The 17,643-nt window shown below is 71.1% G+C and carries 17 protein-coding genes; 11 read left to right on the top strand and 6 right to left on the bottom strand.

Features of this window, described 5'->3' with window-relative positions; genetic code table 11:
- The first annotated feature begins 26 nt into the window (after positions 1-26).
- Positions 27-671 carry a M15 family metallopeptidase gene (locus QSK17_RS10270; protein ID WP_285704347.1) on the top strand — a complete coding sequence of 215 codons (645 nt, stop codon included), beginning with the start codon at positions 27-29 and terminating at the stop codon, positions 669-671.
- 609 nt (positions 672-1,280) lie between these two features.
- On the opposite strand, the gene QSK17_RS10265 is transcribed toward QSK17_RS10270, so the two are convergent.
- Together QSK17_RS10265 and QSK17_RS10260 are read right to left on the bottom strand one after the other, a co-directional pair.
- Complete coding sequence (locus tag QSK17_RS10265) at positions 1,281-1,940, bottom strand: response regulator (RefSeq protein WP_285704346.1); 660 nt, start codon at positions 1,938-1,940, stop codon at positions 1,281-1,283.
- Positions 1,937-3,121, bottom strand: a complete 1,185-nt coding sequence (locus QSK17_RS10260) for a sensor histidine kinase (protein WP_285704344.1) — start codon at positions 3,119-3,121, stop codon at positions 1,937-1,939. Before QSK17_RS10260 ends, QSK17_RS10265 begins: the two co-directional genes overlap by 4 nt.
- Positions 3,122-3,280: 159 nt before the next feature.
- Here QSK17_RS10260 and QSK17_RS10255 point away from each other — a divergent pair, with 159 nt between their 5' ends.
- A complete protein-coding gene (locus QSK17_RS10255) occupies positions 3,281-3,916 on the top strand; it encodes a hypothetical protein (RefSeq protein WP_285704343.1) in 636 nt (211 codons plus the stop codon).
- Positions 3,917-4,187: 271 nt separating this feature from the next.
- On the opposite strand, the gene QSK17_RS10250 is transcribed toward QSK17_RS10255, so the two are convergent.
- Positions 4,188-4,826 carry a GNAT family N-acetyltransferase gene (locus QSK17_RS10250; protein WP_285704342.1) on the bottom strand — a complete coding sequence of 213 codons (639 nt, stop codon included), beginning with the start codon at positions 4,824-4,826 and terminating at the stop codon, positions 4,188-4,190.
- Positions 4,827-5,031: 205 nt separating this feature from the next.
- Between QSK17_RS10250 and QSK17_RS10245 the strand changes: the two genes are divergently transcribed.
- Complete coding sequence (locus QSK17_RS10245; RefSeq protein ID WP_285704341.1) at positions 5,032-5,781, top strand: TetR/AcrR family transcriptional regulator; 750 nt, start codon at positions 5,032-5,034, stop codon at positions 5,779-5,781.
- 39 nt (positions 5,782-5,820) lie between these two features.
- Here QSK17_RS10245 and QSK17_RS10240 read toward each other — a convergent pair whose 3' ends face one another.
- Complete coding sequence (locus QSK17_RS10240; RefSeq protein WP_285704340.1) at positions 5,821-6,069, bottom strand: TetR-like C-terminal domain-containing protein; 249 nt, start codon at positions 6,067-6,069, stop codon at positions 5,821-5,823.
- Positions 6,070-6,121: 52 nt separating this feature from the next.
- On the opposite strand from QSK17_RS10240, the gene QSK17_RS10235 reads away from it, so the two are divergent.
- Positions 6,122-6,370 carry a hypothetical protein gene (locus QSK17_RS10235; RefSeq protein WP_285704339.1) on the top strand — a complete coding sequence of 83 codons (249 nt, stop codon included), beginning with the start codon at positions 6,122-6,124 and terminating at the stop codon, positions 6,368-6,370.
- A complete protein-coding gene (locus QSK17_RS10230) occupies positions 6,358-6,483 on the top strand; it encodes a hypothetical protein (protein WP_285704338.1) in 126 nt (41 codons plus the stop codon). The genes QSK17_RS10235 and QSK17_RS10230 overlap by 13 nt, the downstream gene beginning before the upstream one ends.
- Positions 6,484-6,781: 298 nt before the next feature.
- Here QSK17_RS10230 and QSK17_RS10225 read toward each other — a convergent pair whose 3' ends face one another.
- Positions 6,782-11,791 (bottom strand): Lhr family helicase, encoded by a 5,010-nt coding sequence (locus QSK17_RS10225; protein WP_285704337.1) that lies wholly within the window; start codon positions 11,789-11,791, stop codon positions 6,782-6,784.
- Positions 11,792-11,985: 194 nt separating this feature from the next.
- Here QSK17_RS10225 and QSK17_RS10220 point away from each other — a divergent pair, with 194 nt between their 5' ends.
- The 4 genes from QSK17_RS10220 (at position 11,986) to QSK17_RS10205 (ending at position 14,664) form a co-directional block, all read left to right on the top strand.
- Positions 11,986-12,180 (top strand): DUF3046 domain-containing protein, encoded by a 195-nt coding sequence (locus QSK17_RS10220; RefSeq protein WP_285704336.1) that lies wholly within the window; start codon positions 11,986-11,988, stop codon positions 12,178-12,180.
- 152 nt (positions 12,181-12,332) lie between these two features.
- Positions 12,333-12,704 (top strand): ClpX C4-type zinc finger protein, encoded by a 372-nt coding sequence (locus QSK17_RS10215; RefSeq protein WP_285704335.1) that lies wholly within the window; start codon positions 12,333-12,335, stop codon positions 12,702-12,704.
- Positions 12,705-12,957: 253 nt separating this feature from the next.
- Entirely contained in the window at positions 12,958-13,404 is a 447-nt protein-coding gene (locus tag QSK17_RS10210; RefSeq protein ID WP_285704334.1) for an RrF2 family transcriptional regulator, read from the top strand.
- A 78-nt stretch (positions 13,405-13,482) separates the two neighbouring features.
- On the top strand, positions 13,483-14,664 hold the full coding sequence (locus tag QSK17_RS10205) for a globin domain-containing protein (RefSeq protein ID WP_285704333.1): 1,182 nt from the start codon (positions 13,483-13,485) through the stop codon (positions 14,662-14,664).
- 209 nt (positions 14,665-14,873) lie between these two features.
- Here QSK17_RS10205 and QSK17_RS10200 read toward each other — a convergent pair whose 3' ends face one another.
- Complete coding sequence (locus QSK17_RS10200) at positions 14,874-15,149, bottom strand: hypothetical protein (RefSeq protein WP_285704332.1); 276 nt, start codon at positions 15,147-15,149, stop codon at positions 14,874-14,876.
- A gap of 429 nt (positions 15,150-15,578) precedes the next feature.
- Here QSK17_RS10200 and recA point away from each other — a divergent pair, with 429 nt between their 5' ends.
- Together recA and recX are read left to right on the top strand one after the other, a co-directional pair.
- Positions 15,579-16,676 (top strand): recombinase RecA, encoded by a 1,098-nt coding sequence (gene recA / locus QSK17_RS10195; protein ID WP_285704331.1) that lies wholly within the window; start codon positions 15,579-15,581, stop codon positions 16,674-16,676.
- Between the two features lie 8 nt (positions 16,677-16,684).
- Positions 16,685-17,383: a recombination regulator RecX gene (gene recX / locus QSK17_RS10190; protein WP_285704330.1), complete on the top strand. Its 699-nt coding sequence runs from the start codon at positions 16,685-16,687 to the stop codon at positions 17,381-17,383.
- Positions 17,384-17,643 lie beyond the last annotated feature (260 nt).

The following is a 17,643-nucleotide window of genomic DNA, read 5'->3' as shown; positions in this document are numbered from 1 at the left end:
GCGCGAGAGCGGGTAGGTTTTTGACCATGCTTGACATCGTCCTCATCTCCGATCCCCGTGTCACCTCCCTTCCCGTCGCGGAGTGCGGCGAGGCACTCCGCGACGTCCGCGGCAGGCTCCGCGTGGACGGGCGTCTCGCCGACGACGCCGGGGCCTACGCCCATCTGCGGGAAGGTGTGCTGGCCCGGCTGGAGGACGCGCAGGCCCTGCTGCCGGCCGGATACCACATCGTGGTCGTGGAGGGTTACCGCCCGCCCTCGCTGCAGCGGAAGTACTTCGAGGACTACAAGGACGAGCTTCGGGCGACATTTCCTGGAATGTCGCCCGAAGAGCTGCACAGCGCCGCCAGCCGGTACGTCTCGCCGATCGAGGTCGCGCCGCACACCGCCGGAGCGGCCGTCGACCTCACGCTGTGCGACGACGACGGCGTCGAGCTCGACATGGGCACCGCGGTGAACGACAACCCGGAGCAGAGCGGTGGCGCCTGCTACACCGGCGCGTCGAACATCAGCACGGACGCGCGGCAGAACCGCAAGGTCCTCTCGACCGCGCTGGAGGCGGTCGGACTGGTCAACTATCCGACCGAGTGGTGGCACTGGTCCTACGGCGACCGCTACTGGGCCATGACGACGGGCGCCGCCGCCGCGATCTACGGCCCGGTCGAGTTCTGAGCGACCCGCTCAGGAGCGGATGCGCAGGCCCTTCGGCGTCGGGTGGAACCCGGCCGCCTCCAAAGCCGCGGCGACTTGGGCGTGCCGGGTCTGGGCTTAGCAACGCCAACGAGATGGCGTCGGTCTACGAGATGCTCGCCGAGCGGCTGTTCGTCGAACTGAAGGCGATGTCGAGATGTCGGCGCCTTGGAGACCAGCCCGTAACGGGCCAGCGCGGTCAGCTTCACCGCCGGCCTCGCCGTCAACGCGGTCACGCACGCCTGGGCTGACCGGCGCGGGAGCGGTCAGAGCGCGGCCAGTGCTTCACGGGTGCACCAGGAAGCCCGTCAGAAAGATCACGTTCAACCGGCAGCAGGTCTGGGCCTGTAGGGGCTGCGAGCACGCGGACGGCACCCCATGCGGTCAAGCCGAGGTGCCTCCGGAGTTGCCCCTGGCGCTGTTCGTTAGCGACGACGGCGACACCCGCCTCAACCCGGCGGCGTGGGTGCTGTGGGGGTCGTCGTGGGACTTGCTGTCGCGGCGGCGGTGTTCTTCTGGCCGGTGTGGACCGGCCAGACCATCTCCTACGAGGGCTGGCAACTGCACGTGTGGCTGCCGACCTGGATCTGCTCAGGCATCCTCGCCGGGACGAACCAGCCCGGACTCATAGCCGAGGACTACGGCGTGCACCCGGTCACGCAGGCCGAGCTTGGCGAGTATGCGGGTGATATGCGTCCGGACGGTCGTGGCGGAGATCACCAGCCGGTTGGCGACCTCCTGGTTGTTCAGACCCCGAGCCATCAGCGTGAACACCTCGAGCTCGCGCGCCGTCAGCATGGAGAACGCAGCCGGCGGGCGGCCCGGCGGCGGGGTGGCGAGGAACCGTTCAATGAGCCTCCGGGTGATGGCCGGCGCGAGCAGCGCCTCATCACGGACGACGGTCCGGCAGGCCTGGACGAGGTCGGGAGGGTCCACGTCCTTGAGAAGAAACCCGCTCGCGCCGGCGCGCAGCGCGTCGTGGACGAGGGCATCGTCGTCGAAGGTGGTGAGTACCAGGACCTTGGCCGTGGCGCTGGCCCTTGCCAGCTCACGCGTCGCGCCGATCCCGTCGAGCACAGGCATCCGGATGTCCATGAGCACGAGGTCCGGTCGGAGCTCGCGGGCGGCGGCGACCGCCTGCCGCCCGTCGGCGGTCTCGCCCACGACCTCGAGATCTTCCTCGGCCTCGAGAATGAGCCGGAACCCGGCACGCACGAGCGACTGGTCGTCGGCCAGCAGGATCCGGATCATGCCACGCTCACGGCCCGTACCAGGGGCAGCCACGCCTGAACGCGGAAGCCTCCGCCCGGCCGGGGCCCGGCCTCAAGGTCGCCCCCGCACAGCCGGGCCCGCTCCGCCATCCCGATCAGGCCGTAACCGGCCCGCTCGGGCGCCCCGGGCGGGTGTACCCGCGACGCGGGCCGGGTAGCGCCGTCGTCCTCGACCGTGAGACGCACGGCATCCTCATCCACTACCACGAGGGCACGGGTGGGTGCGCCCGTGGCGTGGCGCATGACGTTCGTGAGGGACTCCTGAACGATCCGGTAGGCGGCCAGGTCGACCGCCGACGACAGCCCGCCGACCGAACCTCTGACCGTCAGCTCAACCGGCACGCCGGCGGCACGCATGTCGTCGACAAGGTCGCCGAGCCGGGCCAGGGAAGGACGAGGCCCGGCCGCGGGAACGCCATCGAGGCCTAGCAGGAACCGCAGCTCGCCGAGCGCGGACTTCGCGGTGGCGCGCACCGAGGCGACCACTGAGCGGGCCGTGCCCGGATCGGACTCCATGATGCGCTCGATCGCGCCGAGCTGGACCACCACCACGCTGACAGTGTGTGCAAGCACGTCGTGCATCTCCCGGGCGATGCGGGAGCGCTCTGCATCCCTCGCCTCACGGGCCCGTTCCTCCCGCTCGTGCTCCAGCTCGCGGGCCAGGCGTCGCAGCTCGGTGATGCGCAGCTGTCGGTCCCGGATGGTGCGGCCCGCGAGCCAGGGCGCGAGCGTGATCAGCCCGGTGAACGCGAAGTCGGCCACTGTCTGTGACGCGGCGAACGGGATCGCGCCCCAGACCAGGGCCAGCGCCGCGACCAGGCCGACGAGCGCGCGGCGGAGCGGGGCGTAGGCGGCGACCGAGTAGACGGTGAGTATGAGCGCGATCACGGCCGCGTAGCCCTGGCTCGTGATGTCCGCGCCCAGGCCCTCCCCGACGAAGAGGGCCGACCACCCGATCAGGACGGCCAGCAGGGGCCGTCGGCGCCGCCACGCGACAGGCGCCGTCATGGCGACCGAGACGATCAGCGCCGTCGCGGCGCCGTCCCCGGCCATCACCTGCCCGGCACCGAGCGCGACGAGGACGGCGGCCACCGTGAAGTCCACGAGCCGCGGCCGGGCCCTCAGCCACTGCGCCAGGGCGTCGGCGCCGTCGTCGGTCATGGCACGAACCATAACGGCGCGCTGCCCCGTGCGGCATCGACCCGGGGAGGTAGCCGCATACGAGCAGGCTCGTATGCGGCTCGGCGTGACCTCCGACGATTCTGGCGCCGGCCGTCCCTAGGGTCGGCGGCACCAACCAGTGCTCCCCCGGAGGTCCACATGTCACGCCGAAGCACCGCCGTCGCACTGCTCACCGCCGCCGTCACCGGCCTGGCCGGCACGATCCTCCTGCCGGCGTCCGCCGACGCCGCCGCCCAACTCGCCCTGATCGAGGCGCAGCCCGCCCGCTGGATGGGTGCGAACGTGCTGCTCGTCATCTCGTTCCTGTGCTTCGCCGGTGGCCTGTTCGGGCTCACCGGGCCCTTCCGTGCCCAGGGCTCGCGGCTCGGCGTCGCCGCGACGGTCCTCACGGCGCTGGGGTGGGCGCTCCACATCGGTCCCGTCGCCTACGTGATGGCCCAGTACCCGCTCGCCCACCATCCGGACCGGGCAGGTGCGGCCGAGATCGCCGCGGCGATGTTTGCGGCACCGCCCTTCGCCGTGCTCATCGTCCCGGTGCTGCTGGCGACCGTCGTGGGCACCCTCATCCTCGTCGTCGCCCTCTGGCGGACGCGGCTGGCACCGCGGTGGGCGGCAGTGACGCTGGTGGCGGCACTGGCAGCCGACTTCGTGGCGCCCGACGCCGTGTCCGGGATCATGATGTTCGCTCTGATGGGTGTCGCGTTGGTCCCGTTGTCCGCACGGCTGCTCGTGCTGGAGACGACCGCTGGGGCCCCCGTGGCCACGCGGGCCTGACTCGGCCAGCCACGCGGCCATACTGGGCGTCATGGCGGCCTCGAGGGCTGGCCAGTGGATCGCTCTGATCGATGATCATGATTCCACTGCAGGATTCACGTACAGTGCGGTTGCGAGGGTGTTCAGTTCTGTCGTCACAAACGGATCTTGAACGCCCTCGCTCTATTTCCGCAGGCGATCCCTTGGACTCAATCGTCTATAGCGAGGTCTCCGCCCCGGAAAGGAGCGGGAGCCGTGACTGTGGGTGCGTGGACGAGAGATGTGGAGTCGGTCATGGACTCCAGACCATCGTCTGCTGGTGCAGTCGCCGGCCGCCGTGCCTGAGGCCGGGGACTAGCGGCGTCGGACCATGCCTGGCGAAGCCCATGCGCTCGAAGAACCGTACCGCGCGGGTGTTCTCGACCAAGGTCTGCAGGTGGCATCCGGGGGATCCGGATTCTCTGAGCCGATCGAACCATCGGTTCATCAGTTCGTCGGCGGCACCGGTTCCCCGAGCCGGGGGCGCGACGTTGATGTGCAGGTGCGCCGGCCACCGGGCATCGTCGAAGTCTCCTGCGGTGGACTCGCGCCGGATCGTGGCCCACGCGATGTCGACCATGCTGCGAGCGAAGAAGGCCGCGGGCTTGGGCCGGAAGACCAGCCGGTATTTCCTGATGGCCTTCTCCATGCGCTCGCTCTCGCTGGGAAACGTTGAGCTGTCGAGGCACTCCGTCAGGTAGCCGGCCAAAGCTCCATCTATCACGGCGACGAAGAGCGAGTCGGGTTCCAGGTCCATGTACGGGGCCAGGTACATGGCCGCTTCGGACTCCTCGTGTCCCCACAGAGAAGCGGTCGGAGCGCCCTCGCCGACGCGGCTGAACAGCTCGCGTAGCTCAGTGCGGTCGGTGTCGGCGAAGGTACGGATCTCCATCACGACAGACGCGCTCCCGGCCATGCGCCGGTTCGTTTCTCAACGGCCGCCCAGAAGCACGCCGCCTGGACGGCACCGAGGTGATCGGCGAGGCAATGGGCGTGGATCGGGGCCTCACTAACCGCGTATTTCGTACTCTGTATGGCATACACAGTATTGAAAGCTATATCACGTACACAGTTCTTGGACAGGGGAGAGAGGTCCGATGGCAGAGTTGCCGCCCGTCGTGGCGCGGATGTGGGGGCGCGAACCCGCGTCGCGTCGGGGGCCGCGGCCGCGCCTGGACCTGGCGACGATCGTCGCGGCCGCCATCGACATCGCCGACACCGAAGGGCTGGCCGGGGTCTCGATGAGCAGTGTCGCCGCCCAGGTGGGCGTCGCGCCGATGGCGCTTTACAGGTACGTCGGCAGCAAGGACGAACTGCTGACCGTCATGGCCGACAGCGCCGTCCCCCCGCCGCCCGAGCGCGGGAACCTGTCCTGGCGTGACTACCTCGCCGCGTGGACCCGGGCCAACCGCGACTTCCTGTTGTCGCGCCCGTGGCTGTTGTCCGGCCAGGGCCTCACCCCGTCCATGGGTCCGCGGCGGCTGTACTGGCTCGACCGTGCCCTGGACGCGCTCGGCGACACCACGCTCGACGACGGCGAGAAATTCAATGCCGCCACCGCGCTCGCTGGCTACGCGCTGACCGATGCCACGCTCGTACACGCGATGAACACGGGCGGCCGGGAACTTGCCGCAGCGGGGATCGCCGGGGCCGCCGCCTACGGCGAGGTGCTCGCCGAGGTGCTCGACCCCCAGACGTACCCGGCACTGTCGGCCATGATGGGCTCCGGGATGCTCAGGGAATCCGAAGGCTGGATCGAGGACGGCGACTTCCGGTTCGGCCTCGACCTCCTGCTCGACGGCATCGAGGCGCTGATCGCCAGGCGCGCGCACCAGCCGGACGGGTGAGCCTGTCGGTTGGTGGTGGCGCCTGGCACCATAGACGAATCACGTAGCCGGCGGCCAGTTTCTGAGGACGACATCGAGGGCGTTCAGAGTTCTGGACCATGAGGCGTCTGCCTCGAGTGGGCGATGCCGGAACCCGCCCACCGCTTCCAGGCGCACATAGCCGTAGAAGGTGCTGTGCAGCAGCCGTACCGCATCCGTATGGTCGGGCTCTGACAGCTCGTAGCCCGCGCGTCCGACCAGGCGGCGGCCGACCCTGTCGGCGATTTCCGCCAAGGCGAGTACCGCCACCCTGGTCCTCAGTTCCTGCAGGTTCTTGACGTGGGAGTACAGGCTCGCGTCCTTGACGCCGAACCCGCGCGAGATGATGAGAGCCTATGCCGATCCCACGTCGCTGACCATGCGATCGATGACCGTCGTGACGCCGCTGCTGAACCACGACGACCCCGCCGAGCAGGCCGCCGAGATGCCCTCGATCAACGGCATCTGCACCGCTCGCGCCCTGGCCCGCTTCTACGCCGCGCTCATCGGTGAGGTCAATGGGCAGGGGGGAAGCGATACAGGACTTCAAGTTGCAAGGTGCGCGAGCTGATCGCGGCGGGAGAGCTGCCCGCAGACCCGGGCATCCAGAAGATCCGTGCGGCGCTCGGCGTCGGCGCCGACATCGCCACCAAGGTCAAGAAGGCTCTGGGCGGTGTGGCGTGAGCGCCCCGGTCCGGCACCGGCCGGTCATCAAGCGCGGACTCGACGAGATCGGCAAGACCTACCGGATGCGCTGCACCTGCGGAGACAGCGGCGAGGTGCAGTACACGCGCCACCTGGCCGACGTCGACCTGAACAAGCACCTGGCGACCCTGCCGATCATCCCTCACCGCCCTGCACCCGTCCGGCATCGCGTGGGCCTCCGGCTTCGTCGCCGGGGGAACCGCGGCGCTGCGGGCGACCCGGGCCGCCAGGTTGTTCGGGCGCGGTTGTTCAGGCCCGGTTGTTCAGGAACGGCTGCTCAGGCCCGAATCCGCAGGCCCTTCGGTGTTGGGTGGAACCCGGCGGCCTCCAGAGTCGCGGCCAGGGGGGAGTCGATGATCGAGGCGCCGTCGGCACGCTCGACCGTCAGCTTCCCCAGCGCCCCTTCCCGCACCGCCAGGGCCAGCGCGTCGACCGCGGGTTGGAGATCCTCCCCGGCATCGTCACCGCCGCCGCTTCCGGCGCCGAAGGAAAGCAGCGTCTTGCCGCCCCGCTCCACGTAGAGGACGAGCCGTCCCTCGACCAGGACCACCAGCGCGCCCGCCTTGCGGCCCGGTTTGTGGGTGACCTCCCCGGGCCGGTCGGGCCAGGGCAGGGCCGCGCCGTACGGGTTGGCCGGATCCGCGGCGGCGAGCACGACCACGCGCCGGGGCGCGCGCGGCGGCGGAGTCGTCCACAGATCCTCAGGCGGTTCGGCAGAGGGCGCGGGAGATCCCGTCGGCGACATGGCCCGCATCCGGTCGACGGCTCCGGGCAGCGCGAACTGCGCGCCGCCGAGCCCTTCCACGAAGTAACCCCGGCGGCATCGGCCGCTCTCTTCGAACGCTCGCAGCACTTGGTAGACGGCGGAGAACCCGCCGGGCAGCCGTTCCGCGCCGACCCCGCCCCTGGTCAGCACGCCGTGCCGTTCGAGCAGGACCTCGGCCTGGGCGTGCGCGCGCTGCGTGCCGTCGTCGGCGGGGTCGGGGAGAAGCCACCACCGGCCGCTGACCGTGGGCGGGCCGGAACGTGTCGGCAGGACCGCCCGGCGACGCCGGAGCGACCGGTTCGCCGGGGGCCGGTGCGCGGGCCGCCCGGAGCCGAGCGCCGACCGGAGCGGCGCCAGCGTGTCACCGGTGACCCGTCCCGACCAGACCAGGTCCCACAGCGCGGCGGCCAGGGCCGGATCGTCGGGAACGGCGTCGCCCGGAGCGGAGACGCCGATCGCCAGGGACGCGACCCGGTTGGACAACTCGCGGAAGAAGAGCGCGCCCCCGCCGCCCAACGCGGCCAGGACGCCCTCGTGCAGCGGTGTCATCGTGATCGGGGCGGGCTCGGGGAGCAGCAGCGGAGCCGTGTCGGCGAAGTAGAGCGACACCCAGCCGTCCCCGCCCGGAAGCGAACCCTGGCCCGACCAGATGACGTCGCCGGACGCGGTCAGCTCGTCGAGCAGCGCGGGGGAGTAGCCCGGCACCCGACCGGGCAGGATCAGCGTCTCCAGAGCCGAGGCGGGCACCGCCGCCCCCTGGAGCCGCTCGATCGCGTTGACCAGATCGTCCATCGCCCGGGCCGGACCGCCGCGCCGCCCGCTGTCGGCGCCCCGCTCGTGGGCGGGCCGGACGGGAGCGACGCCGTGCCAGGCGGGCAGGAAGGTGGCCAGCGTCTCGGGCGGGACCGGCTCGACTTCCTTGCGGAGCCGCGCCAGTGACCTGCGGCGCAGCATCCGCAGCACCCCGGCGTCGCACCATTCCTCGCCACGGCCGCCGGGGCGGAACTCGCCCGACACGACCCGGCCGGTCGCGGCGAGCCGCCGCAGCGCGTCGCCGGCCACCGCGACGCCGATCCCGAACCGGGCGGCGGCCGTGTCAGCGTGGAAGGGGCCTCGCGTGCGGGCGTGACGCGCGACCAGATCGGCGAGCGGATCCGGACGCGTCGCCGTTGAGCCGGCCCCGAATCTGGTCCCGGAGCCGGACGAGGCGCCCGACGAGGAGGCGGAGGCCGGGCCGGACGCCGGAGCCGGGGCGTCGAGGAACTCCTGGGGCACGCCGACGGGGAGCGGTGTGCCCAGGGCGTCGCGCAGCCGCCAGGCGTCCTCGATCGCGGCCCACTGCTCCTCACCCGCGACGCGCACCCGGATGGCCCTGCGGGCCCGCTCCAGATCGACAAGCCAAGCGGGGTCGCCCTCGCGGATCGACACGTCCTCCGCGAGCAGCGGGCCGTGGGTGCGGAGCAGGTCGGCCAGATCCTCCGGATCCCGGAGGGGCCGGTCCAGCCGGGCCAGCTCCCGCTCGGCCTCGGCGATCACGTCGGGGTCGAGCAACTCGCGCAGATCCGCCTGGCCGAGCAGCTCGGCCAGCAGCGCGGTGTCGAGGGCCAAGGCCTGCGCGCGGCGCTCGGCCAGCGGCGCGTCCCCCTCGTACATGAACGCGCCGACATAGTTGAACAGCAGCGACGCGGCGAACGGCGACGCCTGGGCGGTCTCCACCTCGACCAGCCGGATCCGCCGGGCCGCGATGTCGCGCATCAGCTGGACCAGCCCCGGCACGTCGAAGACGTCCTGCAGGCACTCGCGCATGGTTTCGAGCACTACGGGGAAGCCCGCGTATCTGCTCGCCACACCGAGCAGGTGGGCCGCGCGCTGGCGCTGCTGCCAGAGCGGGGTCCGCCTCCCCGGCGTACGGCGCGGCAGCAGCAGGGAACGCCCGGCGCACTCGCGGAACCGGGCGGCGAAGAGCGCCGAGCCGCCGAGCTCCTCGGTGACGATCTGCTCGATCTCGTCGGCGTCGAAGGCCGCCACGTCTGCGGGCGGTTCGTCGAGCGTGTCCGGAATGCGCAGCACGATGCCGTCGTCGGAGTGGATCGCCTGCACGTCGACGCCGTACCGCTCGCGCAGCCGCCGCCCGATGGCGAGGGCCCACGGGGCGTGCACGCGCGCGCCGTACGGCGAGTGGATCACCACTCGCCAGTCGCCCAGCTCGTCGTGGAACCGTTCGACGAGCAGGGTGCGGTCGTCCGGCACGTATCCGGTGGCGGCGCGCTGCTCGCCGAGGTAGGCCAGCAGGTTGCCGGTGGCGAACTCGTCCAGCCCGGCCTCGCGGACCCGCGCCGCGGCGGACGCCTCCTGCGGGGACGGCCGGTCCTTCCCGGACGTACGGCCGGCATCGGACGGGAGACCGGCATCGGACGGGAGACCCGCGCCGGACAGCTCCCGGACGAAGGCGCCGATGGCCCGGCCCAGCTCGGCGGGCCGGCCGGGGGCGTCGCCGTGCCAGAACGGCAGTTTGCCCGGCTGGCCGGGAGCCGGGGAGACGAGCACCCGGTCGGCGGTGATGTCCTCGATCCGCCAGGAGGTCGCCCCGAGCACGAACACGTCGCCCACGCGCGACTCGTAGACCATCTCCTCGTCCAGCTCGCCGACCCGCGAGGCCCGTTCACCGACGAGGAACACGCCGAAGAGCCCCCGGTCGGGGATCGTGCCGCCGTTGGTCACGGCCAGCCGCTGCGCGCCCGGACGGCCCCGCAGCGTGCCGGTCACCCGGTCCCACACGATGCGCGGCCGCAACTCGGCGAACTCCTCGCTGGGGTATCGCCCGGCGAGCATGTCGAGCGTCGCCTCAAGCGCCCCGCGCGGCAGCGTCGCGTACGGCGCGGCCCTCCTGACCAGGTCCTCCAGCGAGTCGACCGTCCACTCGTCGAGCGCGGTCATTGCGACGATGTGCTGGGCCAGGACGTCGAGAGGGTTGCGCGGATAGTGCAGCTCCTCGATCTGGCCGCTCCGCATGCGCTCGGCGACGACGGCCGTCTGGACGAGGTCGCCGCGGTATTTCGGGAAGATCACCCCTCGGGAGACGGCGCCGACCTGGTGCCCGGCCCGGCCGATGCGCTGCAGGCCGCTGGCCACGCTCGGCGGCGACTCCACGCACGCGACCAGATCGACCGACCCCATGTCGATGCCCAGCTCCAGGCTGGAGGTGGCGACCACGGCGGGCAGGCGTCCGGACTTCAGCGCCTCCTCGATCTGGGACCGCTCCTCCTTGGACACCGAGCCGTGGTGGGCCCGCACGACCTCGGCGAGCGCGCCGCGGGACGCCCCGGCCTGCGCCATCATCTCGGCCGGAGTACCCAGAGAGCCGCGCGGACGGTCGCCCGGAGGGGTGGCAGCCGCCGGGCTCGCCGCAGCCGCCTGGTTCGCCGCAGCCGCCGGATCCGTGGACGCGCGCTCGTCCGCGAGCTCGTTCAGCCGGGTGCAGAGCCGCTCGGACAGGCGGCGCGAGTTCGCGAAGATGATCGTGGACCGGTGCGCCTCGATCAGGTCGAGCAGGTGCTCCTCCACATGGGGCCAGATGCTCCGCCGGTGCTCGGCCGGCTCTCCGTCCATCCCGGGCGGAGGCGGCGCCAGCTCCGTCATGTCCTCGACGGGGACGACGACGTCGACCTCGATGACCTTCTCCGACGGCGGCTGCACCACTGTGGCCGGCCGGGACCCGCCCAGGAACGCCGCCACCTCGGACACCGGCCGGACCGTCGCGGACAGGCCGATGCGCTGCGCGGGCCGGGGCAGCAGCGCGTCGAGCCGCTCCAGGGTCAGCGCGAGGTGGGCGCCGCGCTTGGTGGCGGCGACCGCGTGCACCTCGTCGACGATGACCGTCTCCACTCCGCGCAGCGCCTCACGCGCCTGCGAGGTGAGGATGAGGAACAGCGACTCGGGCGTGGTGATCAGGATGTCCGACGGGCGGGCCGCGAAACGGCGCCGATCATCCGCCGAGGTGTCGCCCGATCGGATCGCCACGGAGATCTCCGGAGCGGGGATGCCCAGCCTGTGGGCCGTCTGCTTGATCCCAGTGAGCGGCGCCCGCAGATTTCGCTCGACATCCACGGCCAGGGCCTTGAGCGGTGACACGTAGACCACCCGGCACAGCCGCTCAGGCGCCCTGGCCCGGGACGCGCGGGCTCCGCCGGCTCCCCGACCTCCGGGGCGCTCGCCCCCCGTCGCCGCGGCCTCGCTCCCGGCACGGGGCTCCGTCTCTGCCGCCGCCTCCTCGCCTCGTCCTCCGGGCGGGCCCGCGAGCCGCTCCCGGGCGTGCTCGGTGGCGAGGCGGTCGAGCGACCACAGGAAGGCGGCGAGCGTCTTGCCGGACCCGGTCGGAGCGACGACCAGGGTGTTGTCGCCACGCGCGATCGACGACCAGGCGCCCTCCTGGGCGGCGGTGGGGGCGGCGAAGGCGCCGGTGAACCACTGCCTCGTCACCGGACTGAAGTAGTTGAGCACGCTCACCTGGCCATAATGCATCCGCCGTCCGACAGAAACGGACGCCGATCCTCGCTGCGACCTGTTGGCGGCTCCCGTGTCATGGGCGCGGGCCCGGCGGGTGACTGGCGGTGAAGTAGGAAGACCAACCTGTGAGGGTTGGAATCCCCCGGTTTCAGCTGTGGGGAGGAAGTCACTGGAGGCGCCTCCGGCGCGGCGTGGACCATACTTGGGGGATGCGCCTGACCGATTTCTGGAGCCGTATGCACCGCCACTTCGGCGAGGCGTACGCCGAGTCGTGGGCGAAGGACTATGTCATCGCCGACCTCGACGGCAGGACCGTCGAGCAGGCCCTGGCCGACGGCGTGGCCGCCAAGCGGGTCTGGCGCGCCGTCTGCACGGTCGTCGACGTGGACCCCCGGCTCCGCTGAGTGTGTCTCAGTAACGGCAATCACCTGCCACTGGGGTGTTGTCAGCGAGGCGCTTCAGCTCCCGGCCCGGCGTGCAACGCGCATACCAATTGTCAGGGACTTCCTGACGAGCTAATGTGTCAGGGGCATCCTGACGCCTTAAGGAGTGCGCTGTGACACAGCCTGACGCCCCGGCCGAACTTGCTCGGTGTTCCTTCTGCGGCAAGCCGGACACCAAGGTCGACAAGCTGGTCGCCGGCCCTGGAGCGTATATCTGCAACGAGTGTGTGGCTCTCGCCGCGTCGATCATCGACGGGAGCCTCGGTAGCCCCGCAAAGTCGCGCGTGCCCGTCTGGGAGTCATTGACAGACGGGGAGATGCTGAGCCACATTCCGCGCGTCGCCGCGCACATCGACCAGGCCGAGGCCGACCTGCGCTCGTGGGTGCAGGAACTGCGCCGACGCGGCGTCACCTGGATCAAGATCGGCGAAGCTCTCGGGATCACCCGCCAGTCCGCATGGGAGCGGTTCTCCGGCAAGGAGTGACACGACCTGGGGCAACCCGCCCGCATCTCGTGGTCTTCTATGCGAGATGATCCCGCCTTGCAGAGTGGCCCCCTATCGCGTGCTCGTTACCGAGACACGCTCCTTAACCCATCACGCCCGGCCTGTCGCCGGCCTGTCACGCCCTGAGCGCATAGCGCGCCCGGCGGGCCCTGAAGGCCGTGTCACACGGAAGAGGCCGTCTTTCGCGACCCTAAATACGACCCCTGGATACCAGTTTGATAGCTTTCGTGGTGTGCGGTTGACGAAGTTCACCGACCTCGCGCTCCGGGTCACCATGCGCCTGGCGGTGATGGACGGGGCGCAGGAACTGCCCACCTCAAGGGAGGTGGCCCGTTCCGTCGCCGCGCCGTACACCCACGTCGCCAAGGTGGTCAGCCGGCTTCAACACCTCGGCGTCCTGGAAACCCGGCGGGGGAGGGGAGGCGGGCTGGAGATCACCACCACCGGCCGCAACGCCTCCGTCGGCTGGCTGGTGCGTCAACTGGAGGGCACGGACGACGTGGTCGGCTGTGACGACGAGCCGCCGTGCCCGTTGCGGGGAGCGTGCCGCCTGCGCGTGGCGCTGCGTGACGCGCAGGAGGCGTTCTACTCCTCGCTTGATCCGCTGACCGTATGTGATCTGGTCGGAGATTCCTCCAGGCCGGTGCTCTTCCAACTGCTCACCTCCCCGCCCGCCTGACCTCATCGATGTTCACGTCAGCCGTGGGAACAGTCGCGACTGAAATTGGTATCTCAAAATCAGGTTTAGGAGTTCGTCATGCTTTCAGAGAAGTCCGCCGCCGTGGTCCGCGCCACCCTGCCCGCCGTCGGAGGCGCGATCGGGGACATCACGCCGCTCTTCTACCGCAAGATGTTCACCGCCCATCCCGAACTGCTGCGCGACCTCTTCAACAGGGGCAACCAGGCCGACGGGGCGCAGGCCCGTGCCCTCGCCGGTTCCATCGCCGCCTTCGCGGTCGCGTTGCTGGAGAACCCCGACGTGCGGCCCGACCGGCTGCTGGCTCGCATCGCGCACAAGCACGCCTCGCTCGGGATCACGGCGGAGCAGTACGGCATCGTGCACCGTCACCTGTTCGCCGCGATCGCCGAGGTCCTCGGTGACGCGGTCACCCCGGAGGTGGCGGCGGCGTGGGACGAGGTCTACTGGTTGATGGCCGGGGCGCTGATCGCGCTGGAGGCGCGGCTGTACACCGAGTCGGGCGTCGCGGACGGCGACGTGTGGCGTCCCTGGCGGGTGGTCGGCCGGGTCGAGGAGACCCCCGACGTTGCCACGTTCATGCTGCGGCCCGCCGACCGCGGCCCGACGCCGTCCTTCCGGCCGGGCCAGTACGTCTCCGTCCAGGTGGAGCTCCAGGACGGGGCGCGGCAGATCCGGCAGTACAGCCTGTCCTGCGCGCCGGGCGGCACCGACCACTGGATCTCGGTGAAGCGGGTCACGGGCGACCCGGAAGGCGAGGTCTCGAACTGGCTGCACGCCAACGTCCGCGAGGGAGACGTCCTGCGCGTGAGCGCCCCCTTCGGTGACGTCGTCCTCGACGAGGGGGACTGCCCCCTTCTGCTCGCCTCCGCGGGCGTCGGAGCGACCCCGATCACCAGCATGCTGGCCTACCTCGCCGCGACCGCGACCACGCGGCCGGTGACCGTGGTGCACGGCGACCGCTCCCCGCTCAGCCACCCCTTCCGCGGTGAGCTGGAACTGCTCATCGAGAAGATCCCGCAGGCGGTCGCGCACGTCTGGTACGAGCAGCCGGAGGACGGGTGGCCCGCCGAGCGCACGGGGCTGGTCGATCTCTCCGGCGTCGACATCCTCGACGGCACACGGGCCTACCTGTGCGGGCCCGTGCCGTTCATGCGCGAGGTGCGGGCGCGGCTGCTCGACCGGGGCGTCCCGGCCGAGCGCGTTCACTACGAGGTCTTCGGCCCGGACCAGGGGCTCTAGACCCGGCGCGGCAGATGGGGCGAGGGGCCGGGGCGACGGTCCGGGCCCTCGCCCGAGGAGATCGCGTGGAGGGGGTCGCCGGGAAGCCGGGGTGGCCTGCGGAGGAGTCGTGAGGCTTGCCTGCCCGGAGCCCGCCTGGCGGCGCGGCTGGAAGCGGGGGCGGCGGTGCGGACGGAAGTGCGGACGGAAGTGCGGAAGTTCGGACGGCCTCAGCGGGTGCGGGAGAGCAGCTTCGTCACCGCGTCGGCCGTCTTTTCCAGGTCCTCGGCACTCTCCTGGCCGTCCGGAGACCACAGAAACAGCCACCCCTCGATCGTCGGCGCGGCGAAGACGATCGTCTGATGCCCGGTGTGCGGATGCCACACCCAGAGCACGGGGTCGTCCCCGCCCAGCATGCGGCCGACGAGCCCGCGCTCCGGGAGTTGCCCGGCGAGCGCCTCCAGGTGCGTGCGGCGCTGTGGTGCGTAGGTGCTGGTGCTCGTCACTTCGCCGCCTTGAGGGAGAACCGGCTTTCCCTCAGGATCGCCGCAGGTCATCGGACAGGCAACAGCGCTGACGGAATGCCCGGGAATGTGACTTCGCGGTTGGGCTCCGGGGACGTCCCCTGCCCGGCACGGCGGCCACCGCCGGGTCCTGGGCCGCCGTACGACGGGTGGAATCTCCTCGAACGGCGCGGGCGGGGGGTGGACGACTCGCCGTCCGGTTCCAGATGTGATCGAACAGCCGTTCGGCTATATTTGAACCGCCGCCGCAGGGTGTGCCGTGCCGGATGGGCAGCCACAGGCGCCTTCCGGGGCTTCCCGGGGCGTCCGGCGCCGGCTTCCAGACGCCGGCTTCCGGAACTCCGGAAAATGTCGGTGGCACCCCGTAGCTTTCCGGTGACCAACAGACCACGACCCTCCAGGGGGCACCCAATGGCAATCAACGACCGCGAGAAGGCCCTTGAGACCGCCCTCGCGCAGATCGAGCGGCAGTTCGGCAAGGGCTCCGTCATGCGCCTCGGCGACGACGCGCGTGCCCCGGTCGAGGTGATCCCCACCGGCGCGATCGCCCTCGACGTCGCTCTCGGCATCGGCGGCTTCCCGCGCGGTCGCATCGTCGAGGTCTACGGGCCGGAGTCCAGCGGTAAGACGACCGTCGCGCTCCACGCCGTGGCCAACGCGCAGCGGGCCGGCGGCATCGCCGCCTTCATCGACGCCGAGCACGCCCTCGACCCGGAGTACGCGAAGAAGCTCGGCGTCGACGTCGACGCGCTGCTGGTCTCCCAGCCGGACACCGGTGAGCAGGCGCTCGAGATCGCCGACATGCTGATCCGCTCCGGCGCGGTCGACATCATCGTCATCGACTCCGTCGCCGCCCTGGTGCCCAAGGCCGAGATCGAGGGCGAGATGGGCGACAGCCACGTCGGTCTCCAGGCGCGGCTGATGTCCCAGGCCCTGCGAAAGGTCGCCGGCGCGCTCAACCAGACCCGCACCACCGCCATCTTCATCAACCAGCTTCGCGAGAAGATCGGCGTCATGTTCGGGTCGCCGGAGACCACCACGGGTGGTAAGGCGCTGAAGTTCTACGCGTCGGTCCGGTTGGACGTCCGACGGATCGAGACGCTCAAGGACGGCACCGAGCCGGTCGGCAACCGCACCCGGGTGAAGGTCGTCAAGAACAAGATGGCGCCCCCCTTCCGCCAGGCCGACTTCGACATCCTGTACGGCGTCGGCATCTCCCGTGAGGGCGGCCTCATCGACATGGGCGTCGAGCACGGCTTCGTGCGCAAGGCCGGCGCGTGGTACACGTACGAGGGCGATCAGCTCGGCCAGGGCAAGGAGAACGCCCGCAACTTCCTGAAGAACAACCCCGACATCGCCAACGAGATCGAGAAGAAGATCAAGGAGAAGCTCGGCGTCGGGCCGCGCCTGGACGCCGCCGCCGAGGCGCCCGCTCCCGCGCCGGCTGCGGCCGCTCCTTCCGGCGGGCGCGGCTCCAAGGCCGCCACGCCCAAGCCCGGTGACGTCTGAGCCCAGTCATGAGGCGTGATGAGTTCCCCGGCTCTCCCGGCGAGCCGGGGCCGGGGGACGAGGGCCCGGAGCTTCCGACGGCGGATGTTCCCACGCTGGAGGCGCTCCGGGAGGAGATCAGGGCGCGCGAGCGCCGGTCCGGGCGACCGCACGGGCGGTCCGACGGTCCTGATGAGGAATCCTCGGCCGCTCAGGGGCCGGCCGCCGACCCTGAGGCCGTGGCCAGGGCCATCTGCCTCCGGCTGCTCACCATGGCTCCGAAGACCCGGGCCCAGCTCGCCGAAGCGCTGCGCAAGCGGGAAGTGCCGGAGGAGGCCGCGCACGCCGTACTGGAGCGCTTCTCCGAGGTCGGGCTCATCGACGACGAGGCGTTCGCCGCGGCGTGGGTCAGTTCCCGGCACGCCGGGCGCGGCCTCGCGCGGCGGGCGCTCGCGCAGGAGCTGCGCCATCGCGGTGTGGACGAGGACACCGTCAATGAGGCCGTCGAGCGGCTCGACCCCGAGCAGGAGGTGGAGACCGCCCGGAGGCTGGTCGCCCGCAAGCTGCGGGGCACGCGTGGCGTGGACCCCCAGGCCCGTACGCGCCGCCTGGTCGGGATGCTCGCCCGCAAGGGATACGGCCCGGGGCTCGCCTTCCGGGTCGTCCGGGAGGCGCTGGAAAGTGAGGGCGCCGAGATCGACGATCTTCTCGACGGCGACACGCGGTGATGTTCCGGGTGCCGCGCGCGGGGTCTTGCTCCGCGCGCCGACACGTCCCGCCTGGAGGGGCGTGTCCTTTTCGCGCCGTCGGATGTGACCAGGAAAAGCGATTTGACGCCGCTCCTTTGCTTGCCCGTTACCTCGTTGACGCTTAATCTCGACCGCAGTGAGGAGTTACTCCGCAGTGCGGATTGCCATATCGGTGGATGACAGAACGAGGAATATCGACCGGCTTGCCGGCCATGACGGCGACCCTTCCGGGCTGCCGG

Origin of the sequence: Microtetraspora sp. NBRC 16547 (assembly GCF_030268965.1) — a bacterium.
GTDB lineage: Bacteria > Actinomycetota > Actinomycetes > Streptosporangiales > Streptosporangiaceae > Microtetraspora.
This window is presented reverse-complemented; position numbering and strand designations above follow the sequence as displayed.